This is a genomic window from Kitasatospora sp. NPDC085464 (genome assembly GCF_044541955.1).
Taxonomy (GTDB): Bacteria; Actinomycetota; Actinomycetes; order Streptomycetales; family Streptomycetaceae; genus Kitasatospora.
Map to the genome: position 1 here is coordinate 112254 of NZ_JBITTM010000004.1, position 21660 is coordinate 133913.

20 protein-coding genes are annotated in these 21660 nt (G+C 75.0%); 5 read left to right on the forward strand and 15 right to left on the reverse strand.

Annotated features, from left to right (window positions below):
• Positions 1-96: 96 nt before the first annotated feature.
• Positions 97-1368: a YncE family protein gene (locus ACIGG8_RS04990; protein WP_396545867.1), complete on the reverse strand. Its 1272-nt coding sequence runs from the start codon at positions 1366-1368 to the stop codon at positions 97-99.
• 166 nt (positions 1369-1534) lie between these two features.
• On the opposite strand from ACIGG8_RS04990, the gene ACIGG8_RS04995 reads away from it, so the two are divergent.
• Positions 1535-2107 (forward strand): hypothetical protein, encoded by a 573-nt coding sequence (locus ACIGG8_RS04995; RefSeq protein WP_396545868.1) that lies wholly within the window; start codon positions 1535-1537, stop codon positions 2105-2107.
• Positions 2108-2210: 103 nt separating this feature from the next.
• Here the strand turns inward: ACIGG8_RS04995 and ACIGG8_RS05000 are convergent, their stop codons facing one another.
• A complete protein-coding gene (locus tag ACIGG8_RS05000) occupies positions 2211-2960 on the reverse strand; it encodes a hypothetical protein (RefSeq protein ID WP_396545869.1) in 750 nt (249 codons plus the stop codon).
• 410 nt (positions 2961-3370) lie between these two features.
• Here ACIGG8_RS05000 and ACIGG8_RS05005 point away from each other — a divergent pair, with 410 nt between their 5' ends.
• Positions 3371-4633, forward strand: a complete 1263-nt coding sequence (locus ACIGG8_RS05005; protein WP_396545870.1) for a hypothetical protein — start codon at positions 3371-3373, stop codon at positions 4631-4633.
• 121 nt (positions 4634-4754) lie between these two features.
• Here ACIGG8_RS05005 and ACIGG8_RS05010 read toward each other — a convergent pair whose 3' ends face one another.
• The 4 genes from ACIGG8_RS05010 to ACIGG8_RS05025 form a co-directional block, all read right to left on the reverse strand.
• Complete coding sequence (locus ACIGG8_RS05010; RefSeq protein ID WP_396545871.1) at positions 4755-4961, reverse strand: hypothetical protein; 207 nt, start codon at positions 4959-4961, stop codon at positions 4755-4757.
• A 105-nt stretch (positions 4962-5066) separates the two neighbouring features.
• Positions 5067-5771, reverse strand: coding sequence for a ribonuclease H (locus ACIGG8_RS05015; RefSeq protein WP_396545872.1), 705 nt, complete (start codon positions 5769-5771; stop codon positions 5067-5069).
• 82 nt (positions 5772-5853) lie between these two features.
• Entirely contained in the window at positions 5854-6606 is a 753-nt protein-coding gene (locus ACIGG8_RS05020; protein WP_396545873.1) for an MBL fold metallo-hydrolase, read from the reverse strand.
• A gap of 63 nt (positions 6607-6669) precedes the next feature.
• The gene (locus tag ACIGG8_RS05025; RefSeq protein ID WP_396545874.1) at positions 6670-7674 is read right to left on the reverse strand and encodes a GlxA family transcriptional regulator; all 1005 of its coding nucleotides are present in this window, start codon (positions 7672-7674) and stop codon (positions 6670-6672) included.
• Between the two features lie 130 nt (positions 7675-7804).
• Here ACIGG8_RS05025 and ACIGG8_RS05030 point away from each other — a divergent pair, with 130 nt between their 5' ends.
• Positions 7805-8488, forward strand: coding sequence for a DUF4937 domain-containing protein (locus tag ACIGG8_RS05030; protein WP_396545875.1), 684 nt, complete (start codon positions 7805-7807; stop codon positions 8486-8488).
• Positions 8489-8520: 32 nt separating this feature from the next.
• On the opposite strand, the gene ACIGG8_RS05035 is transcribed toward ACIGG8_RS05030, so the two are convergent.
• A complete protein-coding gene (locus ACIGG8_RS05035; RefSeq protein ID WP_396545876.1) occupies positions 8521-9093 on the reverse strand; it encodes a hypothetical protein in 573 nt (190 codons plus the stop codon).
• Positions 9094-9332: 239 nt separating this feature from the next.
• Here ACIGG8_RS05035 and tsaA point away from each other — a divergent pair, with 239 nt between their 5' ends.
• Positions 9333-9779, forward strand: a complete 447-nt coding sequence (gene tsaA / locus ACIGG8_RS05040) for a tRNA (N6-threonylcarbamoyladenosine(37)-N6)-methyltransferase TrmO (protein ID WP_396545877.1) — start codon at positions 9333-9335, stop codon at positions 9777-9779.
• A gap of 49 nt (positions 9780-9828) precedes the next feature.
• Here the strand turns inward: tsaA and ACIGG8_RS05045 are convergent, their stop codons facing one another.
• The 8 genes from ACIGG8_RS05045 to ACIGG8_RS05080 all read right to left on the reverse strand — a co-directional run bounded on the left by ACIGG8_RS05045 (position 9829) and on the right by ACIGG8_RS05080 (position 20563).
• The gene (locus tag ACIGG8_RS05045; RefSeq protein WP_396545878.1) at positions 9829-10986 is read right to left on the reverse strand and encodes a hypothetical protein; all 1158 of its coding nucleotides are present in this window, start codon (positions 10984-10986) and stop codon (positions 9829-9831) included.
• 126 nt (positions 10987-11112) lie between these two features.
• Positions 11113-11529, reverse strand: a complete 417-nt coding sequence (locus tag ACIGG8_RS05050; protein ID WP_396545879.1) for an ATP-binding protein — start codon at positions 11527-11529, stop codon at positions 11113-11115.
• Positions 11530-11568: 39 nt separating this feature from the next.
• The gene (locus ACIGG8_RS05055; RefSeq protein ID WP_396545880.1) at positions 11569-12210 is read right to left on the reverse strand and encodes a hypothetical protein; all 642 of its coding nucleotides are present in this window, start codon (positions 12208-12210) and stop codon (positions 11569-11571) included.
• 108 nt (positions 12211-12318) lie between these two features.
• On the reverse strand, positions 12319-14631 hold the full coding sequence (locus ACIGG8_RS05060; protein ID WP_396545881.1) for a SpoIIE family protein phosphatase: 2313 nt from the start codon (positions 14629-14631) through the stop codon (positions 12319-12321).
• Positions 14632-14653: 22 nt separating this feature from the next.
• Complete coding sequence (locus ACIGG8_RS05065) at positions 14654-18892, reverse strand: HAMP domain-containing protein (protein WP_396545882.1); 4239 nt, start codon at positions 18890-18892, stop codon at positions 14654-14656.
• 205 nt (positions 18893-19097) lie between these two features.
• On the reverse strand, positions 19098-19469 hold the full coding sequence (locus ACIGG8_RS05070) for an STAS domain-containing protein (protein ID WP_396545883.1): 372 nt from the start codon (positions 19467-19469) through the stop codon (positions 19098-19100).
• Positions 19470-19659: 190 nt separating this feature from the next.
• Positions 19660-20127 (reverse strand): ATP-binding protein, encoded by a 468-nt coding sequence (locus ACIGG8_RS05075; protein ID WP_396545884.1) that lies wholly within the window; start codon positions 20125-20127, stop codon positions 19660-19662.
• 13 nt (positions 20128-20140) lie between these two features.
• Positions 20141-20563, reverse strand: a complete 423-nt coding sequence (locus ACIGG8_RS05080) for an STAS domain-containing protein (protein WP_396545885.1) — start codon at positions 20561-20563, stop codon at positions 20141-20143.
• Positions 20564-20908: 345 nt separating this feature from the next.
• On the opposite strand from ACIGG8_RS05080, the gene ACIGG8_RS05085 reads away from it, so the two are divergent.
• Complete coding sequence (locus ACIGG8_RS05085) at positions 20909-21652, forward strand: hypothetical protein (RefSeq protein WP_396545886.1); 744 nt, start codon at positions 20909-20911, stop codon at positions 21650-21652.
• Positions 21653-21660: the final 8 nt, after the last annotated feature.

Genomic DNA, 21660 nt, shown 5'->3' on the forward strand with positions numbered 1-21660 from the left:
GGGGCGCCAGCAGGGACGGCAGCAGGGACGGCAGGCCGCGGGCGAGGCCGTCCCCGCGGCCGCCAGGCAGGGTGCCGAACACCCTGAGCCGCAGGATCAGGGCGGCGTGGGGCCGGTCCAGCCGGTGGGCACGTGGCCGAGCCGGACCCGCTGCGGGTGCCGGCCGACCGCGACCGAGGCGGTCTTGAGCCCGGTCGCGAAGTCGATCGCGGTGACCCGGTCCGCGCCGCTCTCGGAGATCAGGCAGGACTTCCCGTCGCCGCTCACCGTCGCCCAGTACGGCTTGGACGCGGGCACCAGCGGGCCCTCCTGGAGCGTGGCGCGGTCGACCACCGTCGCGTAGTCGTCGACGGTGCCGGCGACGCAGAGCCGGTCGCCCGACGGGCTCATCGACAGGCCGTGGTGGCGGGAGTCGTTGGGCCAGGTGGTGCGGTCCGTACCGGCGGCCGGGGCGGCCGGCAGGGTCTTCACCCGGGTGATCCGGTCGGCCGCCACGTCGTACTCGACGAAGCCGTTGAAGAACGACACCTGGAAGTAGAGCTTGGAGCCGTCCGGGGAGAAGACGGCGGGCCGGACGGCGTTGGACAACCCGCCGAGCCCGGCGTCGTCGAGGCGCTTGCGCATGTCGATCACCCGGATCGGCGCCAGGGTGGCCGCGTCGACGACGGTGATGTGCCGATCGCCCTTCGTCCAGTCCAGCCACGGTGCGTCCAGGGCGGTTTCGACGTTGCCGATGGACATGTTCCACAGCTGCCGGCCACCGTCGGTGAAGATGTTCTCGTGCGGCTTGTCCCCGGTGTGGAACGAGCCGAGCTCGGTGCCGGTGCGGACGTCCAGGACGTGGACGGTGTTCGCCGTGGAGGCGGAGACCGCCACCCGGGTGCCGTCCGGCGAGAGCGCCATGTGGTCGGCGCGGTAACCCGCCACCGGGAAGCGCCACTTGATCCGTCCGGTGGCGAGGTCGAGGGAGACGACGTCGGCGAAGCTGGGCCGGGAGACGACCACGGCGGTGCCGTCCGGCGTGCTGTACATGTCGTCGACGAACTGGTCGTGGCCCTCGCCTGGGCCGAGCCGGACGCCGAGGAAGAAGGCGAGCTTCACCGGGTCGAGGTAGATCTCGGCGAGCCGCTGGTCCTTGTCGGGGATGACATCGATCCGTCCGACCTTGCCGAGGCCGCCGGAGGACTCGATCACGTCGGCGGTGCCCTCCCAGTTGTTGCCGACGAACATCACCTCCCGCAGGGCCGGCGCCGCACCGGGCGCGGCACTGCTGCTGGTGGCGGCAGCCGGGACGAGCAGGCCGAGGGCGGCCGCGAGAGTGCAGAGGGATCGGACGCCGAGGCGGCGCCGGGGACCTGTCCGTGGCATCGTCGCTCCTTCACCGGGTGGCACGACGTCTCGTGAGCCCGCCCCAGTGTCTTGTGAGACGGTCTGTCAGCTTGCGCCCTTCGACGGTAGGGAGGGACCGGGCCGCCTGGCAAGACGCTCGCACCCCCCTGTTCCGGTCCGGAAGCACAGGCGTAGTGTGCGCCGGGTGAACGAACTGATCTTCCGGGGGAAAGACCTGTTCCGGCCCTCGTGGTCGAATCTCCTTCCGCTGCTCCTCGTCCTCGTGACCCAGTTGGTCCTCGGCGAGTCGAAACTCGGCTCCACCGGCACGCTCTGGCTGGTCCTCGGCACCCTGGCGCTCTGCGTCCCGGCCTTCGTCCTCAGCTGGCGCTCCTGGAGCCGGGTCGGCGCCGACGGCGTCACCGTCTGCTGGGGCCTCGGACGCGGCCGCACCTACCCGTGGCACGAGATCAAGTGGGTCGACGTGCGGGAGACCAAGGCCAACGGCTCGGTGTCCAGCGCGGCACGGATCTTCATGACCAACGGGCGCCGCCGCTCGCTGCCGGGCCTGGCGACCAGCCGGATCTACCCGGCCGCCGACTTCCAGACGAACGTCCAGCGGCTGGTGAACTGGTGGGAGTACAGCACCCACCCCACGCAGCGGGTGAAGCCGCCGAAGCAGTTCCGGGACCGGCTGACGCCCACCGTGCTGGGCGTCCTCGGCACGATCGTCATCGCCGCCGTCGCCTGCGTCATCGTCGCCCTGCAGCACTCGTAGGCGGTCGTGGCCGCCGCGGCGGCAGCCGCCACGGGAACCACGCGGCCCCGGCCCCCATGCGGGGAGCCGGGGCCGGGGCGTGTTCAGCCCGCCCGGGGCGGGGTCACCGCTGCGCGGGGTAGCCCGGCTGGCCGCCGTAGGGCTGCTGCTGCGGGTAGGGCTGACCCTGCGGCGGGTACGGCTGCGCCGGCGGGGCCGGGTACGGCTGCTGCTGCGGGTAGGGCTGACCCTGCGGCGGGTACGGCTGCGCCGGCGGAGCCGGGTACGGCTGCTGCTGCGGGTAGGGCTGACCCTGCGGCGGGTACGGCTGCGCCGGCGGAGCCGGGTACGGCTGCTGCTGCTGCTGCTGCGGGAACGGCTGACCCTGCGGGGCCGCGTACGGCATGCCCTGCGGCGCGAGTTCGAACGGCTGCGAGGCAGCGTCGATCGACCCGGGCGGGAAGGCGGTGCTCAGCTGGTCCAGCTCGGCCCGCCAGTAGCGGTGGATGTTCAGCCGGGTCGGCTTGCCGCTGGTGGGCAGCTGCAGGTACATCGAGCTCCAGATCGAGGCCCGCTTGACCCGGCTGACCGGGAAGGCGTGCCGCGGGAAGACCGCGACGACGTCCCCGGGGCGGTTGGTCCAGCGGCTGGCCGAGTTGACCACGATCGAGCTGTTGGTGAGCGTCAGGAAGTAGAACTGACGGGTCAGTGCGACGATCAGGCCGAGCAGCGGCACCTCGTCGAAGACCGCGTTGAGCCACGGGCTGGGTCCGGTCTCCACGTGCACGCACGCGATGAAGGTCTCCCCCGGCGGCGCCACCTGCGAGAGCTTCTCGATGACCTGGGCCTTCTGCTTCGCCCGGCGAATTGCCATGCTTTCGGTACCTCATGCCCCGTCTGTCCGCCGACCTGCCCGGCGGGAAATCGGCTGAGGCTAACAAGGGGCGCCAGGGGCCTGAACACCCCTTCTCGGCAAAGGTTCTGCCATGGTTCGGCATGGTCCGGCCGGGCTCCGGATGCGCGCGGCGGCTCGTGGCGGCTCGTGGCGCCTCGGCGCAGACCTCGCGCAGGGCGGACCGATCCGGCCATTGTGGACGTTTCCGGCCAGATCGCTTAAAGCCTGCGCCAAATAATGGTGTGACGGCTTGCTGATAATGTGATCACATGTGTATGCGCTGTGGCGCTGCACGCCACAGGGGAGGGAAGGCCCGGTCGTCCGATCGGGCCCAGTCACACAGGAGTTGCACCATCAACACCGCCATCCGCAAGGCCGCCCGCGGTGCGATGCCCGTCGCCGTCACCGCTTCCGTCCTCGCCACCGGTCTCGCCGCCTGCGGCACCGTCGAGCAGCTCTCCGCCGCCCAGAAGGTCTCGAAGGCCTTCGACAAGGTCGGCGACGGCAAGTCGGCCGGCTTCAAGCTCTCCATCGACGCCACCCCCGAGCAGATCGTCGCCTTCGCCAAGGCCACCGGGGAGAAGGGCGCCGAGGGCGGCGGGATGGACGAGAAGAGCGCCAAGGCGATGTCCGGGCTCTCCATCGCCGTCGCGGTCTCCGCCGACAAGCCGCTCAAGGAGATCGAGGCGTTCAAGAACGCCAAGGGCTCGGCCGCCGACAAGGACCTGACGCTCGACAAGTCGGTGCGCATCTCCTACGTGATCGCCGACCGCAACGGCGCCTCGCTGCTGGAGTACCGCCAGGTCGACGCCAAGGGCTACCTGCACGTCGACGCCAAGGGCCTGGTGAAGCTCGTCGGCGAGGACCCCTCCCAGGTGGACGCCGTCAGCAAGGACCTGCCGGCGGACATGGGCGCGGTCAAGGAGGTGCTGGCCGGCAAGTGGATCTCGCTCGACCTCCAGGAACTCGCCGACGAGGCGAAGAAGAACGACGGCAAGAAGGCCACCCCGAGCGGTGCGCCGACCGCCGACCCGGAGGCCGCCAAGCAGCTCGTCAACTCACTCAAGGACGTGCTCACCCGCACCGTCACGTACGAGGACAAGGGCACCAAGGACGGCACCGAGCACATCTGGATGAGCGCCCCGGCCCGCCAGCTGGTGGACGAGATGTTCAAGGCCGTCAAGCCGGTCGCGGACAAGTTCCCGCAGCAGTTCAAGAAGTTCCCGAGCCAGGCCCCGAGCGACGTGCCGGACCGCAAGGTCGGTGTCGACCTCTACCTGAAGGACGGCGCCTTCTCCTCGGCCGCCTTCGACTTCGCCCAGCTGGCGGACAAGATCGAGCCGGGCGTCAACTTCCCGGTGAAGCTGGCCTTCGACAAGTCCGCGCCGAACGTCCAGGCCCCGGGCGACGCGGTCAAGACGACCACCGAGGACCTGATGAAGGCGGTGCTCGGCCTCGCCGCCGGCGGCCCCGGCCCGCGCCCCGGCGCCGGCCTCGACCCCGAGAACGGCCCGGCCACCGCCGTGGCGCCGCTGACCGACGCCCAGCTCAAGGAGCTCGCCAAGCTCGGCGTCCCGGAGACGCAGGCCCGCGCGTTCAACTCGCTCGGCATGAGCTTCGAGGACATCAAGGAGATCACCCAGCAGGGCTGATCCCGCCCGTCTCGCGACACACGACCGGCCGACCGCACCCGCGGTCGGCCGGTCGTGTTTCCGGTACCGGGCCTCGGGCCGGTCTTCGGACCCCTGCAGGCGGGGGTCCGAAGACCGGCCCTCAGAGCACCCGGGCGGGGCGCGCGGCCGGCACTTCCACCCGGCCGGAGCGCAGATGGCTGCGGTGCCCGTCGGTGAACTCCAGCCGCAGACTGCCGTCCGCGGGGGCCGCCACGACGACGGCGCTCTCGACCGCGGCGTAGGACGACTCGCGGTACACCCACACCTGGTCCCCGACGTGGAACTCCGCCGTCTCCGAAACGATCACCGCACTCACCTCCCGGTCCGCTCGGGCCGCTCGGGCCGCTCATCGGGTAGTACGGGCGAGGCGGCCCCGGTGCTCAGGCGTGGGCGCCGGTCGGGCGGGCCGGGCTCAGGCGTGGGCGGCCACGCACTCCGGGTGGCCCCAGCCGGCACCCACCTTGGTGATCTTGTCGCCCTTGGCGTACGGGCGGCTGCACGGACACGTCCCCGGGTAGCGGGCGGCCAGGGTGCGGGAGGTGCCCGAGGAGGTGCGCTTCGCGGCGGTGCCGGCCGCGCCGGAACGGGTGCCGGTGCTGCGCACCGTGCGGGGCTTCGAGGCGGCGGCCGGGTCGGGCTCGGGCAGGTCGGCGGCGGTGCCGGAGGCGCCCTGCTGGGTGCGGGCCGCGTCGCTGGCGGCCTTGTCGGCGACGGCGTTCAGCGGGTCGCCGTCCACCTGGTGCGCCGGCACGTACACGAAGGTGACGTCCCGGTCCTCCAGCAGCGCGTCGATCGCCTGGATCAGCTCCTGGTTGGCGACCGGCTTGCCGGCCGCCGTCTTCCAGCCGTTGCGCTTCCAGCCCTTCAGCCACTTGGTCACCGAGTCGCGGGTGTAGGTGCTGTCCAGCCGCACCTCCAGCGGCACGGCCGGGTCGGTCGCCGCCAGCAGCCGCTGCAACGCCGTCAGCTCGCCCACGTTGTTGGTGCTGTGCCCGAGCGCCCCGGACTCCCAGCGCTGGGGCGTCCCGGCGGCGTCCGCCACCACGTACGCCCAGCCCGCCGGGCCGGGGTTGCCCTTGGCTGCTCCGTCACACGCTGCAATGACTCGTTCGACCATGCCCCGATCATGCCTGGTCGGGCGGCCGGGAGCCAAAGCCGCTCGACGGGGCCCGCCGATCTCACCGGTCCCGCCGATCCCGCTAGCCCAGGATCTCGGGCACGCCGGGGGTGAGCCAGTGCAGGCGGTCCGCCAGGCCCGCTGCGGCGAAGTGCGCGGTGGTCTCCTCACGCCCCTCGGTGAAGTGCTCCCACGAGGTGTAGTGCACCGGGACGACCCGGCGGGCACCGAGCGAGGCGGTCAGCGCCGCGGCCTGCGCCGCGTCCATGGTGATCAGTTCGCCGCCGCCGAAGGCCTGGATCCGGGCGGCCCCGAGGTGCAGCACGGCCGTGCCGATCGTGAACCGCCGCCCGACCTCGTCCAGTTCGGGGAAGTGGACGGTGTCGCCCGAGACGTAGAGCGCCTCCGGCTCGCCCGGCACCTCCACCACGAAGCCGGTCACCTCCCCGACCGGACCGTGCAGCCCGGGGGTACCGGTGACCCGCAGGGTCCGGCCGTCCACCGTCAGGTCGCGGGTCTGCCACGGTGCCAGGCCCAGCGCGCCGCCGCCGAGCCGGGCCGCGCCGCCGACCGTGGTCAGCACCGGGCGGCCGGCGAGCAGGGTCCGGCCGGTGGCGTCCAGGTTGTCGGGGTGCTCGTCGTGGCTGAGCAGCACGGCGTCCACCGGGGGCAGCTCGTGCGCGCCGATCGCCGGGCCTCCGGTGCTGCGCAGCACCACCGGGTCGTGGCGGTACTCGGCCGGGGCGGGGTCGAAGGCCGGGTCGGTGAGCAGCCGCAGGCCGCCGATCTCCAGCAGGACGGTCGCGGTGCCGATGTGCGTGGCCGTGATCTTCACGGTGGTCGTTCTCCTTGGGATGGTCGTTCCGTCGGGGTCGGTGATCCACCGGTCGGTGATCCGTCAGGCGGTGGTCGTGAGGCCGAACCGGCGCCGGTAGTCGCCGGGGGTGGTGGAGAGGTGGTCCCGGAACACCCGGTGCAGCGTCTCGACCGAGCCGAAGCCGCACGCGCGGGCGATCCCCGGCAGCGGGTGGTCGGTGCGCTCCAGCAGCCGGCGGGCGGTCTCCAGGCGCAGTTCCTCGACGTACGCCCCGGGTGTGGTGCCGGTCTCGGAGCGGAAGACGCGGGCGAAGTGCCGTTCGCTCATGGCGAGTCGGGCGGCGAGCGCGGGTACCGAGAGGTCGGCATCCGGGTGCTCGCCGATCCAGCGGCGCAGGGTCCGCAGGTCCGCCCGGGCGCCGGGCCCGTGGGCCAGGGGGACGCTGAACTGGCTCTGCCCGCCCGGGCGTTGCAGGTACATCACCATGATCCGGGCGATCTCCAGCGCGAGGTCGTCGCCGTGGTCGTCGGCGACCAGGGCGAGGGTGAGGTCCATCGAGGCGGTCAGGCCCGCACTGGTCCACAGCCGCCCGGAGCGGATGAACACCGGATCGGCGTCCACCTCGACGGCCGGGTGGTCCGCGGCCAGCCGGTCCGCGGTCGCCCAGTGGGTCGTCGCACGGTGGCCGTCCAGCAGTCCGGCCGCCGCCGCGACGTGGGCGCCGGCGCACACCGAGGCGACCCGCCCGGCGCCGGGCCCGACCTCCCGCAACCAGGCCACCACCGCCGGGTCCACCCGCGGCACCGGCCCGTCCGGGCCCAGGTCCACCCGCCCCGGCACCAGCACCGTGTCCGGGCGCACCCGCTGCTCGGCGAGCGTCGCGGTCACGTGCAGCGGCACCCCCGAGAAGGTCTCCACCGGCCCGCACCGCTCGGCGCACACCCGCACGTCGTACCCGGGCCGCCCGGGCGGCAGCAGCCGTCCGGCCAGCGCCAGCACCTCGGCGGGCCCGGTCACGTCCAGCGCGTTCACCCCGGGGAAGACCGGGATCACGACCAGGTGCGGCAGGCGGAGTGCGTCGTCCATGGCCCCAGCCTCGCCCGGCGGCGGTGGTGGCGGCAATGACGGGACTCTGCAAGATCCGGCCATCCGGGACGGCCGCGCCGCGCCGTCCGGCCTACGTCCCCGGCCCGACCGTCCCTGCGACCACCGCCCGATGGACGGCCCGACCGCCCGGCGCAGCAGGATGGACCGCATGTGGAGCAAGTGGATCGACTGCCGGGTCCGGGCCGGCGCCCGCGAGGCGTTCGCCGCCGGCCAGCGCCGCTGGTCGGCGGTCTCCGACCAGCCCGGCCTCGTCGGGCAGGGCGGCGGCTGGGCGCCGGACGGCGACCGGGCCCTCCTGCTCGCCCTGTGGACGGACGAGCCCGCCTACACCCGGTTCATGCGCGAGCGCCACGACCTCGTCGCCGACGAGGCGGCGCAGCAGGGCAGTTGGACGGACCTGCGGATCGCCGCCGGCCCGGTCGTCCGCGCCATGCCCGGCGCGGCCGCCTCCCCGGCCGACGCCCTCGCCCGCGCCACCGTGCTGCGCGCCGCCGACTGTCGGCTCCGCCCCGGCCGCGCCGCGCACTTCCTGGACGTCCAGGACCGGGTCTGGACGCCGGGCATGGCGGCGGCCGAGGGCATGCTGGCAGGGGCCGTCACCCGCCTCGCCGCCGACCGGTTCCTCGTCACCACCCTCTGGTCCACCGCCACGGCCCACCGCGCCTACGCCACGCACCGCCTCCCGGCCCTGCTCGCCCGCGCCGACGTCCCGACCGACGTCCACGCCCTCACCGGGCACCTGGTCCCGCTCGAACCGGCGTGGCTGGTGCGAGGGGAGCCGGGTCCGTCCTGACCTGAGTCAGGGGGCGCACCCAGCGGACGCACTCAGCAGGCGCACTGCGCCAGGCGGGCCCGGCAGGTGTGGAGCGCCTCCGCGACGGTCCCACGCCCGTCGCCGTCCGCCGGGTCGAGGAGTTCCCCGGCGGTCACCAGCGCCGCCCAGAACTCCCGCGGCCGACCACGACCGGTCCGGGGGCCGAAGCGGACGAGCGTGAGGAAGGCGCTCACCGTCTCGCCGCGGACGAACCGGCGGGACAGACCGGCGCCGTGGCCGCTGCCGATGCCGCCCATCGCGTCCAGGGCCGCCCGCAGGTGCTCCATGACGGCCTGCGCCCGCTCGTCGAGTTCCTCGGGGACGTCGAACGCGCCGATCCTCTCCAGGAGGTCGCCGTACAAGTCCTCCTCGCCCGGGCGGAGTTCGGCCTGCGCCGCGTCCGGATCCCTGCTCACCCGTCGGGCCGGCTCCGCTTCCGACAGCCCCAGCGCCCGCCCGACCACCAGGGCGGCCTCCCACCAGCGGGTCCTCCCCACGGCGAGTTCGCCGCAGACCGTGCCCGGCGACTCGCCCGCCGCCAGCCGCTTCCGGGCCTCCTCGGCCGTCATCTCGCCGCCCGCCATCGCGCACCCCTGTCCCCCTCCTTCGGCCGGCCCCGCGGCCGACCTGGTGGAGCGAGTCTCCCGCAGGGCACCGCCGGGCCCGAGCTCCGGGCACGTGGACCGGCCCGGCCGGGCTCCGGAAGTGGCTCGGCGGCAGCACGGTGGCGGCTCGGCCAGGCCCGGGGTGGACGGTCGGACGGGCGGGCGATCGAGCCCGGTACGGTGCCTGCTGACGGAGTGTCGGGTGTGCGGAGGGCGCGATGACGGGTCAGGGTTCCCAGGGGCGGGGCGAGCGCGGGCGGAGCTTCGAGGTGCGGGCGATCGGGCGGGTGGAGTCGCCGTTGGTGGAGCGGGCGCAGGCGCCCCGGCAGGGGGACGAGGGCGGGCCGGACGCGTGGGTGGTGTTCGACGCGTCGGTGGAGCGGGCCCTGCGGGACCTCGCGGTCGGGCAGGACGTGCTGCTGCTGACCTGGCTGGACCGGGCCGACCGGGAGGTGCTGGCCGTGCACCCGCGCGGCGAGCGCGACCGGCCGGAGACCGGGGTGTTCGCCACCCGCTCGCCGGACCGGCCGAACCCGATCGGCCTGCACCGGGTCACCGTCCTGGCCGTGGAGGGCCCGCGCCTGCGGGTCAGTGACCTGGAGGCGATCGACGGCACCCCGGTGCTGGACGTGAAGCCGGTCCTGCCGGGCAGCTCCGAGCGGTAGCGGGCCGGCGGACCGGCGGACCAGCGGCCCCGGGGAGTCGGTGCGTGACTCAGGCCGGCCAGCGCAGGACCGCGCCGAGGCCGCCGGGCGGGCCGGCGAGGGCGTCCGGGACGAGCAGGGCCTCGGCGTCGCAGGCCGCGCCGGCGCGCAGCAGGGCGTCGGCGGCGGGGGCCTGTGCCGGGTGGGCCACGCCCATGCCGCGCAGGTCCGCGCGGTGGACGCCGATGTGCTCGGGCTCGGGGCCGGTCCACACCGGGCGGTCCGGGTCGTGGCCGCTCGACTGGAGGAGCAGCGCGGCGAGTTGGTGCTGCCGGGCCGCGCTGATCACCGCGGGGATGCCCTGAGCGGCCGGTCCGGGCGCGGTCTCGGTGCCGGCGCCGTCGGTGCCGTGCTCGCCGGGGCGGCCGAGGGCGGTGCGGAAGGTGTCCAGCACCTCGGTCAGGTGCCGGGCGCGGTGGTCGTTCCAGGCTGCGGCGAGGCGCCGGTCGAAGGACTCGCGGGCACTTCCGTCGGCCCGGCCGCCGCCGTCCAGTTCGACGGTCAGGGACCGTACGTGCCCGGGCAGCTTCGCGGCCACGGCCCGGCGTTCGCGGATGTCGCCGGTGAGGACGAGCAGGTGGGCGCCGCTCTGTGGCCAGGTGCGGGCGAGGTGGTCGGCGATGATCCCGGCGGTGCGGTCCCAGGTGTCCTCGACGCGGTGCCGGTAGTGCCACTCGCGGCGGTCGGCGGGCGGGGCGCGGTGCCCGCGTCCCTGCCACTGCGGGGCCTTTACCGTGCCGGCCGGTGTGCCGCGGCCGAGTCGGTAGCGTTCGAGCGCGGCGCCGGTGCGGTCGACGGCGGCGACCAGGCAGGCGGGTACGGCGTCGTCGAGGAGGCCGACCAACGGGCCGGTGTGCGGGAGCGGGGCCCAGGTGGCGGTGACGTCGGGCGGGGAGGCGGCGAGCGGGACGTCCAGGGCCACCTCGCCGTCCGCCGCGAACAGCGCCCGTCCGGGCGGGGAGCCCGCGGTGGGCTCGGCGGCCAGGTGGTCGCGGACGGCCGCGCAGGTGCGCTCGTCGGCACCGGCGTCGGCCAGTCGGCTGACGGCGGCGCGGTCGATCAGCGCCCGGCGCCGGGCGGCGTCCTCGGTGGCGCGGTCGGTGTCGAGGTAGACGGTGGCCCAGGGGCCGGGTCGGTCGAGCAGCGGGGTGAGGAACGCGAGGTCCATGGTGGCCTCCCGTGGTCGATGGGCTTGTGTGCCCCCGAGGGTGAGCTTGTTCGCGGGCGGGAGTCGCGGTCGCCGTGCCGTGGCGCCTCATCCGGGCACCTACCCGGCCGCGGTGGTCGGACACCGCTACGACGGCGGCACCCGCAGCTCGCACCAGACCGCCTTGCCCGGTCCCAGGGGCCGCCAGCCCCAGCGTAGGCTGAGCCGCTCCACCAGGTGCAGTCCGAGGCCGCCCGATCCGTTGTCGGTGTACGGCGCCCGGGGCACCGGCGGGCGGCGGCTCGGGTCGCTGACCTCGATCCGCAGCGCCCCGTCGCCCCGGACGAGCAGCAGGGCGCCGGGGCCGGCGGTGTGCCGCTGGGCGTTTCCGACCAGTTCGGAGACCAGCAGCACGGCGTCGCGGACCAGTTCCCGGTCGGTCACGTCGGCCATGAAGCGGGCGGTGACGGCGCGTGCTTCGGCCGCCGCTCCGGGCCGCTCCGCGAGCGGCAGCCGGACTGCCTTCGCGGCCCGGAGGACGGACGGCGCCCGGACCCCCGACATGCGATCACTCCTCCTCCGTACCGGTGGGACGGACGGTGCTCAGGGTCCGAACAGGTGCCGCATCCAGCCTCCCGATCGCGCCGGTTCCTCCCGGCCGCCCTGTTCGGCGGCCCGCTCCTCCGGGGGCGCGACCTCCTCGTCGCTGCCCCGAGCCCCGCTGCCCCGAGCCCTGCTGTCCCGAATGTCGCTGCCCCGAACGTCGCTGCCCGGCGCGTCGGTGACCGGCGCAGTGGAGACCGGCGCGTTGGTGACCGGCGCGTTGGAGACCGGCGCGTTGGAGACCGGTGCAGTCGAGACCGGCGGTTCGGTGGCCCTGCCGTCCTGGGCGGGTGTGTCGTAAACGGGTCGTTCGTAGCCCGGCGCGGCGCGCTCCGCCGGTGCGGACCGCCGTACCGGGTCCACGGGTTCGGCCTCCCGGTAGCCCGCCCGGTGCCGCGCCGACCGGGCCGCGCCGACCGGGCGCGCGGTCCGCCGCCGGGACGACCACATCAGGGCGAGGCCGAGGCAGAAGAGCAGCGCGAGGGCCACACCGGCGAGGAAGACGCCCAGGGTGTTCAGCCGTACGAGGTCGGTGCCGAGGATCGTCGCCTGGTATTCGGGCCCACCGGAGAGGTTGTCCGCGATCAGCAGCCCGACGAACGCGCCGGACGCCGCCATCAGCAGGAGTCCCAGCAGCAACATGGGGGATCCGTCCTTTCCGTGCCGTTCTCCTCCCCCGACGGGTCGCGCCTACCCGGGTCCCGCGGTCCGTAACGGCCGCCCCCGGTCCCGTCGCACCGGACGGTCCGGCTACTCGGTCTGGACGGCGATCAGGCAGGTGTCGTCGTCGGTGTCCGCGGGGCTGAGTTCGAGCAGCCGGTCCAGGTACTGCTCCAGGTCCGGGCCGGGGGCGCCGGCCGCGCGGATCAGCTGCTCGACCGACTCCTCGACCGGCCGGTCCCGGCGCTCGACCAGGCCGTCGGTGTAGAGCAGCAGGACGTCCCCGGGGTCGAGCCGGGCGGTGCGCTCCTCGTACTCCGCGTCGTCCAGCGCGCCGAGCAGCACCCCGTGGGGCAGCGGCAGCACCTGGGCGCCGGCCGCGCCGAGGCGGATCGGCGGCAGGTGGCCGGCCCGGGCCCAGCGCAGTTCGCCGCCGCCCGGGTCGAGCAGCACGCAGACGGCGGTCGCGGTGACCTGCCCGGGTTCGCGCAGGGCGACGGTGTTGGCCCACTCCAGCAGCCGGGCCGGGCCGGCGCCGGTCACCGCGAGGCCGCGCAGGGCGTGGCGCAGCGCGACCATCCCGGTGGCGGCCCCGACGCCGTGCCCGGCGACGTCGCCGACCGCGAGTAGTACCCGCTTGTCGGGCAGCGGCAGCACGTCGTACCAGTCCCCGCCGACCCGGTCGCGCTGGGCGGCGGGGCGGTAACGGACGGCGGCGTGCACCCCGGTGACGCCGAGCGGGGGCGGCGCGGCGGGCAGGATCGCCTGCTGGAGCCGGAGCGCCAACTGCTCGCGTTCGGCGGACTCCTGCTCGCTGTCGGCGAGCCGCTCCCGGGTGGCGCCGAGCGCGACCTCCGTCCAGTGCTGGGCGGACACGTCGTGGTAGGCGCCGCGGACCGCGGTCAGCTGCCCGAGGTCGTCCAGGACGGGCTCGGCGATCACCCGGGTGAAGCGGTGGGTGCCGTCCGGCCGGTCGAGGCGGACGACCGCCGAGGCGGTGCGGTGGCGGTGCCGGACGGTGTCCAGCAGGCGCCGGATCGCGGGCCCGTCGTCCGGGTGGGCGTGCCCGGCGAGCCGGGCCAGCGGTACGGGGTCCGCGTCCGGCGGCAGCCCGTAGAGCTCGTGCAGGCCCTCGCTCCAGCGGATCCGGCCCTCGCCCGGCCGTTCCTCGAACCCGGCCACCCGGGCGAGCCGCTGGGCCTGGCGCAGCAGCGCGGTCCGCTCGTCCTCCGCCGCTCCTGCGTCGTCGAGCTGCCAGCTCACCAGGAGCCGGTCGCCGAGCGGGGCGACGGCGAGCAGGACGGCGGTGGGGACGGCCTCGGGGGTGGCGGCCCCGGTGGCCCGGAAGGCGAGCCGGACCTGCTCGGCCGCCTGCGGAGTGCCCGTCTCGTGGGCCCTGACCAGGCGTTCGAGCAGGCCTGCGGCGACGGCGACCGGGTAGGTCTCCAGCAGCGAGGCGCCCTCCAGCGTGTCCCGGGGGCGGCCGAGCGGGTCGCGGAACCGGGCGTTGACCCGCCGGATGGTGAAGTCGGCGGCCCGGCCGTCCCGGACGACGGGCTCCAGCAGCACGGCCGGGGTGAGCAGCCCGTCCAGGAGGACGTCGGTCTCCTCGGGTGTCACGGGTGCGCGGGGCGGGCCGAGCAGGGTCGCGCAGAGGTCGGCGAGCGCGCACAGCCGGCGGCGCTCGGGCCGGCCGAGGTCCGGGGCCGGGCCGGGCCACACCAGCTCCAGTGCGCCCCGGCGGCGGCCCCGGTCGAGCAGCGGGAGGACGGCCCGGGCGGAGCCGGTGCCCACCGAGGGCGCGTCGGTGCCCGGCTCGCCCGGCCACAGCTCCGCGCCGTCGGCGACGACCCGCTGCGCGGGGGTGGGCACGCCGGGCGGCACCCGGTCCCAGGCGGTGGCCTCGTCTGCGGACAGCCCGGCGTGCGCGGCGAGGGCGAGCGCGCCGCCGGGCAACCGCAGCCAGACGGCTGCGGCGCGGGCGCCGAGGGCCGCTCCGGTCTGGTCGAGCACGGCCTCGACGGCGCGCTGCAGGTCGGCCGTGGCGGCGAGCGCGGGGGCGACGGGCGGACCGGTGTCGGGCAGCCCGGTGGCCGGGGCGCCGGTGTCGGGCGGCCCCGCTCCGAGGGCGCCGAACTCTTCCGTGTCCGGCTCCGGTAGTCCCGCGACGTCCGCCGCCAGCGCGACGACCGGCACTCCGGCGTCCCGGGCCAGCCGGGCGAGGTGCACGGCGGCCTCGGCGACCGGCAGGCCGAGCCGCTCGGCCAGGATGCCGGTGGCGAGGTCGACGGCGGTCCTGGTGCGCGCCTCGGCGTGGATGCGCACGGCGGTCCCCTGGAGCCGCCGGACGGCCTCGGCCAGGGCCCGGGCGGTGGGGTCCGTGGGCTCCGGACCGGTGGTCATGACGGGTCCGGTCGGCTGGTGGTCATGACGCGGCCAGCCAGTCCCGCATCCGGTCGAACAGCCGGGCGGTGTCCACCGGCTTGGTGACGTGGTCGTCGGCGCCCGCCGCCAGGCTGCGGTCCCGGTCGCCGGGCATGGCCTTGGCCGTGACGGTGACGACCGGCAGCCGGTCGAAGCGGGGGTCGGCGCGGATCGCCTCGATGGCGGCGTAACCGTCCAGTCCGGGCATCATGACGTCCATCAGGACGAGGTCGGTCTCGGGGTGGGCGCGCAGCAGGTCGAGCCCGGCGTGGCCGTCGCCGGCGTGCCGGACGATCAGTCCGTGCTGTTCCAGGGCGGCGGTGAGCGCGAAGACGTTGCGGATGTCGTCGTCGACGATCAGGACGGTCCGCCCGGCGAGCGGGTCGTCCTCGGGCACGGACGCCAGCACGGACGCCGGCACGGACGCCGGCACGGACGCCGGGACGGACGCGGGCGCCGACCCGGGCGCCTCTCCCGCCCGCCGGCCCGCACCGCCGCCGTCACCGCGGCCCTCTCCGCCGTCCTCGCCGACCACGCCCCCGTCGGCACCGTCGCCCTCGCCGCCCCCGTCGCCGCCGGACCCGAGCAGTCCGATCACCCGCTCCCGGAGGTCGTCCAGTCCCGAGGCGCGCTCCACGCCTGCGGGCGCGTCGCCGTCGCCCCCGTACCCGAGCACGGGCGTGCCCGCCGCCACGGTGGCGGCGAGGGCGGGCGCGAGGTCTCCGGAGCCGGCGAGGTCGAGCAGGACGCACCGGTACGGCCCGTCCGCCAGGGCCGCCCGCAGCGCCGTCTCGTCCCCGGCGCCGTCCACCCGCGCCTGCTGCGCCGGCCCGCCCGGTTCGGCCGCGGCGGAGCGGGCGAGCTGGGAGAGCAGGGCCGGCGGGTCGGGCTCGACCACCAGGACGCGCGGCGCGGTCCGCGGGTGGTCGCCGGGCCGCCGCGCGGGGCCGGCGAGCGGCAGGTAGAGGGTGAAGCGGCTGCCCTGCCCGGCGGTGGACCGGACGGTGATGGTGCCGCCGAGCAGCCGGGCGAGTTCCCGGCTGATGGACAGCCCGAGGCCGGTGCCGCCGTAGCGCCGCGCGGTGGAGCCGTCGGCCTGCTGGAAGGCGCCGAAGATGGTGTCGAGGTGGGCCGGTTCGATGCCGATCCCGGTGTCCTCGACGTGGAAGGCCACCGCCTCCCTGGTCCGGCCGAGTTCGGGCGGCAGGTCCGCGCCCTCGACGCGTTCGATCCGCAGTTCGACCCGGCCCTCGTCGGTGAACTTGACGGCGTTGGAGAGCAGGTTGCGCAGCACCTGGCGCAGTCGGGACTGGTCGGTGACGACCTGCTCCGGTACGGACCGGTCGACGGTCATCCCGAAGCTGAGGCCCTTCTGGTCGGCCAGCGGCCGGAAGCCGGACTCGACGTACTCCAGCAGCTCGCGCAGCGCGAAGGGTTCGGGCGTCAGCTCCATCTTCCCGGCCTCCACCTTGGACAGGTCGAGGATGTCGTTGATGAGCTGGAGCAGGTCGGTGCCGGCCGAGTGGATCACGCCCGCGTACTCGACCTGTTTTCCGGTGAGGTTGCCGCCCGCGTTCTCGGCGAGCAGCTGGGCGAGGATGAGCAGGCTGTTGAGCGGGGTGCGCAGCTCATGGCTCATGTTGGCCAGGAACTCGGACTTGTACAGCGAGGCCCGGGTCAACTCCCTGGCGCGTTCCTCCAGTTCCTGGCGGGCCTGCTCGATCTCCAGGTTCTTCGCCTCGATGTCCCGGTTGCGCTGGGCCAGCAGGGCCGCCTTCTCCTCCAACTCGGCGTTGGAGCGCCGCAGTTCTTCCTGCCCGTCCTGCAACTCCTCGGACCGGGCCTGGAGTTCTGCGGTGAGGCGCTGGGACTCGCCGAGCAGTTCGTCGGTACGGGCGTTGGCGAGCAGGGTGCCGATGTTGACGCCGCAGGCCTCGGCGAACTGGTCCAGGAAGTCCCGGTGGACCTGGGTGAAGGGGTGGACGGAGGCAAACTCCATGACGCCGATGAGCCATTCCTCCAGCGCGATCGGCAGCACGACCACCGAGCGGGTGTCACCGGCGCCCGTGCCCGAGGCGAAGGCGGCGTAGCCGGGCGGCAGGTCGTCCAGCACGACGGTGCGCCGGCTGCGGGCGGCCTGGCCGACCAGGGACTCGCCCATCCGCAGCCGCCGCTCCTCCCCGGCCGGGCGGCCGTAGGCGCTGATCAGCACCAGTTCGGGGCCGGCCTCGCCCTCCTCGGCGAGGAAGAACGCGCCGTACTGGGCGCCGACCAGCGGGGTCAGCTCGTCGGTGATCATCTCGGCGACGGAGCGGATGTCCCGGCGGGCCTGGATGGCGGCGGAGAAACGGGCCAGGTTGCTCGTCAGCCACTCCTGTTCCTGGTTGGCGAGGGTGGTCTCGCGCAGCGAGCCGACCATGGCATTGATGTTGTCCTTGAGGTCGGCGACCTCGCCGGAGGCGTCCACGCTGATCGAGCGGGTCAGGTCGCCGGACGCGACGGCGCCGGTGACCTCGGCGATCGCCCGGACCTGCCGGGTCAGGTTCCCGGCCAGCTCGTTGACGTTCTCGGTGAGCCGTTTCCAGGTGCCGGAGACGCCCTCCACCCGGGCCTGGCCGCCGAGCCGGCCCTCGCTGCCGACCTCCCGGGCCACCCTGGTCACCTCGGCGGCGAAGTCGGAGAGCTGGTCGACCATGGTGTTGACGGTGGTCTTCAGCTCCAGGATCTCGCCGCGCGCGTCCACGTCGATCTTGCGGGTGAGGTCGCCCTCGGCGACGGCGGTGGTGACCGAGGCGATGTTGCGGACCTGGCTGGTCAGGTTGTGCGCCATGAAGTTGACGCTGTCGGTGAGGTCCTTCCACGTCCCGGCGACGTTGGGCACTCGGGCCTGCCCGCCCAGGGTGCCCTCCGTGCCGACCTCGCGGGCCACCCGGGTGACCTCGTCGGCGAACACGGACAGGGTGTCCACCATGGTGTTGATCGCGTCGGCGAGCGCCGCGACCTCGCCCTTGGACTCGACGGTGATCTTCCGGGACAGGTCGCCGCGCGCCACGGCGGTCGCCACCTCGGACATCGAGCGGACCTGACCGGTCAGGTTGGAGGCCATCACGTTGACGTTGTCGGTGAGGTCCTTCCAGGTGCCGGAGACGCCCCGCACGGTGGCCTGGCCGCCCAGGTTCCCGGCGGTGCCGACCTCGCGGGCCACCCGGGTGACCTCGTCGGCGAACGAGGACAGCTGGTCGACCATCGTGTTGATGGTCTCCTTCAGGTCCAGGATCTCCCCGCGCGCGTCGACCCGGATCTTCTGGGTGAGGTCGCCCTCGGCAACGGCGGTGGTGACCGAGGCGATGGCGCGCACCTGGGCGGTGAGGTTGTCGGCCATGACGTTGACGGACTCGGTCAGCGCCTTCCAGGTGCCGGAGACGTCCCGGACGTCCGCCTGGCCGCCGAGCCGGCCCTCGGTGCCGACCTCCCGGGCCACCCTGGTCACCTCGGCGGCGAACGAGGACAGCTGGTCGACCATCGTGTTGATGGTCGTCTTGAGTTCGAGGATCTCACCGCGCGCGGCGACCGAGATCTTCTGGGTGAGGTCGCCATCGGCCACGGCCGTCGCGACCTGGGCGATGTTGCGCACCTGCCAGGTCAGGTTGCCCGCCATCGCGTTCACCGAGTCGGTCAGGTCGCGCCACGTCCCGGCGACGCCCGGCACCTGCGCCTGGCCGCCGAGCCGGCCCTCGGTGCCGACCTCCCGGGCCACCCTGGTCACCTCGGCGGCGAACGAGGACAGCGTGTCCACCATGGTGTTGACGGTGTTCTTCAGCTCCAGGATCTCCCCGCGCGCGTCCACCTCGATCTTCTGGGTGAGGTCGCCGCGGGCCACCGCCGTGGTCACCTGGGCGATGTTGCGCACCTGCCAGGTCAGGTTGCCCGCCATCGCGTTCACCGAGTCCGTCAGCTCCAGCCAGGTCCCGGTCGCGTCCGGCACCTGCGCCTGGCCGCCGAGCCGCCCGTCGGTGCCGACCTCCCGGGCCACCCTGGTCACCTCGGAGGTCACCCGGGCCAGCTGGTCGGCCATCCCGTTGAAGACCTCGGCGATCTCGCCGAGCACCCCCGGCCGACCGGGGGCGAGCCGGGTGCGGAAGTCCCCGTCGCGCACGGCCGTCAGCCCGGCGAGCAGCCCGCGCAGCGCCTGCTCGGCCGAGTCGGCCGCGGGGCCGCCGGGTACGGGGTGCTCGTCCATCCGTCCCACCGTCCGGATTCACCGCTCACACGGATCCGTCACTCGCGCGGATCCATCGGCCGCGCGGATCCGTCACTCGCGCGGCCCGGTGCACCGTCCGGACACCCCGGACCCGCGGGCGGCCGGTCCGCCGCCCTGCTCCCACTCTGCCACCGCGGGCCCGACGGCGGCGGTCGGGCGGGCCGCGGGCCGGCGGCGGTCAGGGTCAGTCCGGCACGGTCTCGCGGATCGGGAAGGCATCGGTGGCCCCGGTGAGTTCGAGCATGCGCAGGATCAGCGGCCGGGGCCGGGCCAGTTCGGTCCGGCTGCCCGCAACGGCGGCCCGGGCCCTGGCCCGGAGCAGGGCGTTGAGCCCGGTGGAGTCGCAGAACTCCAGCCCGGCGCAGTCGATCACGAGCACACCGGGCCGCCCGGCGAGCGCCCGGTCGACGGCCGTGCGAAGGTCGGCGACCGCGTCGAGGTCCAGTTCGCCGTGCAGCGCGAGCACGGTGCCCCGGGCCCACGGCCGGGCTTCGACGGTGAGCCCCCCAGCCCGCTCGGCCACCTGCTCCGCGGACCTCTGCAGGCGCTGTGTCATGGTCGCAGGCTCCTCTCGCTCCGTCCGGACCGCGTGCCGACGGGAGCCCGGTTCTCCTCCCGCCCTCCGGTGCCCCTCGACAGCGCGACTGTCCCGTACGGGCGGCCGGAAACGCGCCGGGCGGAAGAAATACGCACGCGCGAGCCGACGCGTCCGGCGGCCGTCAGTCCTCCCTGCCGCGGTCCCGCCCTCAGTCCCGGCCATCGGCCCGGGAGTCGGCTGGCGGGGCCGGCACCTCCAGCCAGACCAGCTTCCCGTCGTCCTCGGGCTGTGAGCCCCACGCCCGGGAGAGCCGGTCCACCACCCGCAGGCCGTGGCCGCCGGGCCGGCCCGGGTCGGCGTTCGAACGCAGCCTCGGCAGCACCGGGCTGGCGTCCGCGACCTCGACCCGCAGCCGGGCGCCGTCCCACCGCAGCCGCAGCTCGCGCGGGCCGCCGGGCGCGTGCAGACAGGCGTTGGTGACCAGCTCGGAGACCATCAGCAGGACGTCCTCGACCACCAGCTGCTGGTCCTCGGACGCGGTCGGCAGCCAGTTCCAGAAGAGCAGTGCCTGTCGGCTGAACTCGCGGCTGCGCTGCACCGCGCCGGCGCTGCCCGCGAGCACGAGTCGCCTGGTCTGCTCGGGGCCTGGCCCCCCTTCGATGCCGGGTCGGCTCACGGGGCGGCCCCCCTCAGGACCGGTCGGGCGGGTCGGCGGGCCCCGGCTCGGGGGCTCCGAGCGCCGTGCCGAGGTCGGGGTGGATCCGCAGCACGCCGTTGGCACCGGTGATCGCGAACAGTCGCGCCACGACGGGGCTCGGGCCCGCCACTTCCAGCCGGAACCCGGCTGCCTCCGCGTCCAGGCGTGCCCGGAGCAGGACGTTCAGCCCGGTCGAGTCGCAGAAGCGCAGGTCCGCGAGGTCGACCACGATCCGCTCGACGCCGGGCACCGACGGCCGGACGAGCGCGGCGCGCAGCCCGTCCGCCGTGTCGTGGTCCAGTTCCCCGGCGGCGGTGACGATCCGCACCGGGCCCCGGTCCAGCACCTCGACGCGCAGGCCGCCGGACTCGTTGTGCCCGGTCGGCTCGCAGGGTTCCTCGGATGGCCGTGGCATGGCTCGCTCCCGGTCCGTTCGCAACGGCGTGGCACCGTCGTGACCATCATCGCGCGCACCGTACCGTACCGCGCCGCGCGCAGCGCCGTGCCCCGTCCCCGGCCCCGGCCGCCCGGGAACCACGGTGGCGCGCGTCGTCGTCCGTCGGTCGTCCACAGTCGGCGTCTGCCCCGGCCCGGGGGGCGCAATCGCGGCGCCGGGGCAGCGCGGGCCCGGGGCGTCACGGGGCATCACGTCCGTCGAGGGTCCCGGCCCGGCCCGGCTCGGCCCGGACGGCGCGGAAGCCGGGACGGAGCCCCGAGGAGGGTTCACCGCCGCCCGGCCGGCCTGGCAGGATCTCTCCCCATGACGCCGAGCGAGACCCCTCCTGCCGGCCCTCGCGGCTCCCGCGGCCGGCGTGTCCGGGGCAAGGACGACCCGCCGTGGCCGCGGCGCCCACTGCTGACGGCCCTGTGGATCCCGGCCGCCGCCGTCCTGCTGCCGCTCGGCGGGGCACTCGGCGCCTTCGGCCCGTGGCTGCTGGTGCCCTCGCTGGTACTGGTCATCACCGCACTGATCGGCCTGCTCCACACCCTGTTCGCCCTCTGCCGGTCCGGTCCGCTGCGCGTCGCCGCGATGACGCTGGTGCTCGCCCCGGTGCTCGGCGTGCCGCTGCTGAGCATGCACACCGCGCAGGCCACCGTGCTCGGGATGCGCGGCGTCGCCCACCAGGGCACGGTCACCGGGGTGCGGGTCAGCCACGGCAAGACCACCACCTACCGGTGCGCCGTGCGCTACGAGGACGACCCGGGCCGCGGTGGCTCGGTGGAGTGCGGCGCCGGGGACGCCGTGGGCGAGCACGTCGGCGTCACCGAGGACCCGGGCGGCCTGGTCGATCCCGAGTTCACCGCCGCCGCGACCGGCGGCCGCGCCGACCTCCTCCTGGTGGGCTTCTCCGACGCCGCCCTGCTCGTCGTCGCCGGCGGGGCGGCCGGTCTCGGCGCCGCGCTCCACCTCGCCCGCACCCGCGGCACCCGCCGCCCGCCGGAGCCCCTGCAGCCGCCGTATCCGCCGACGCCACCGACGCCACAGAATCCGGTTGCCCGTTGAGCCGGGCA

Excerpts from the sequence above, each read along its gene's own strand:
- ACIGG8_RS05065 (WP_396545882.1), bottom strand. The coding sequence starts at position 18,892 with ATGGACGAGCACCCCGTACCCGGCGGCCCCGCGGCCGACTCGGCCGAG.
- ACIGG8_RS05060 (WP_396545881.1), bottom strand. The coding sequence starts at position 14,631 with ATGACCACCGGTCCGGAGCCCACGGACCCCACCGCCCGGGCCCTGGCC.
- ACIGG8_RS05000 (WP_396545869.1), bottom strand. The coding sequence starts at position 2,960 with ATGGCAATTCGCCGGGCGAAGCAGAAGGCCCAGGTCATCGAGAAGCTC.
- tsaA (WP_396545877.1), top strand. The coding sequence starts at position 9,333 with ATGACGGGTCAGGGTTCCCAGGGGCGGGGCGAGCGCGGGCGGAGCTTC.
- ACIGG8_RS05070 (WP_396545883.1), bottom strand. The coding sequence starts at position 19,469 with ATGACACAGCGCCTGCAGAGGTCCGCGGAGCAGGTGGCCGAGCGGGCT.
- ACIGG8_RS05050 (WP_396545879.1), bottom strand. The coding sequence starts at position 11,529 with ATGTCGGGGGTCCGGGCGCCGTCCGTCCTCCGGGCCGCGAAGGCAGTC.
- ACIGG8_RS05085 (WP_396545886.1), top strand. The coding sequence starts at position 20,909 with ATGACGCCGAGCGAGACCCCTCCTGCCGGCCCTCGCGGCTCCCGCGGC.
- ACIGG8_RS05035 (WP_396545876.1), bottom strand. The coding sequence starts at position 9,093 with ATGGCGGGCGGCGAGATGACGGCCGAGGAGGCCCGGAAGCGGCTGGCG.
- ACIGG8_RS05015 (WP_396545872.1), bottom strand. The coding sequence starts at position 5,771 with ATGGTCGAACGAGTCATTGCAGCGTGTGACGGAGCAGCCAAGGGCAAC.
- ACIGG8_RS05080 (WP_396545885.1), bottom strand. The coding sequence starts at position 20,563 with ATGCCACGGCCATCCGAGGAACCCTGCGAGCCGACCGGGCACAACGAG.
- ACIGG8_RS05055 (WP_396545880.1), bottom strand. The coding sequence starts at position 12,210 with ATGTTGCTGCTGGGACTCCTGCTGATGGCGGCGTCCGGCGCGTTCGTC.
- ACIGG8_RS05005 (WP_396545870.1), top strand. The coding sequence starts at position 3,371 with ATGCCCGTCGCCGTCACCGCTTCCGTCCTCGCCACCGGTCTCGCCGCC.
- ACIGG8_RS05030 (WP_396545875.1), top strand. The coding sequence starts at position 7,805 with ATGGACGGCCCGACCGCCCGGCGCAGCAGGATGGACCGCATGTGGAGC.
- ACIGG8_RS05045 (WP_396545878.1), bottom strand. The coding sequence starts at position 10,986 with ATGGACCTCGCGTTCCTCACCCCGCTGCTCGACCGACCCGGCCCCTGG.
- ACIGG8_RS05025 (WP_396545874.1), bottom strand. The coding sequence starts at position 7,674 with ATGGACGACGCACTCCGCCTGCCGCACCTGGTCGTGATCCCGGTCTTC.
- ACIGG8_RS04990 (WP_396545867.1), bottom strand. The coding sequence starts at position 1,368 with ATGCCACGGACAGGTCCCCGGCGCCGCCTCGGCGTCCGATCCCTCTGC.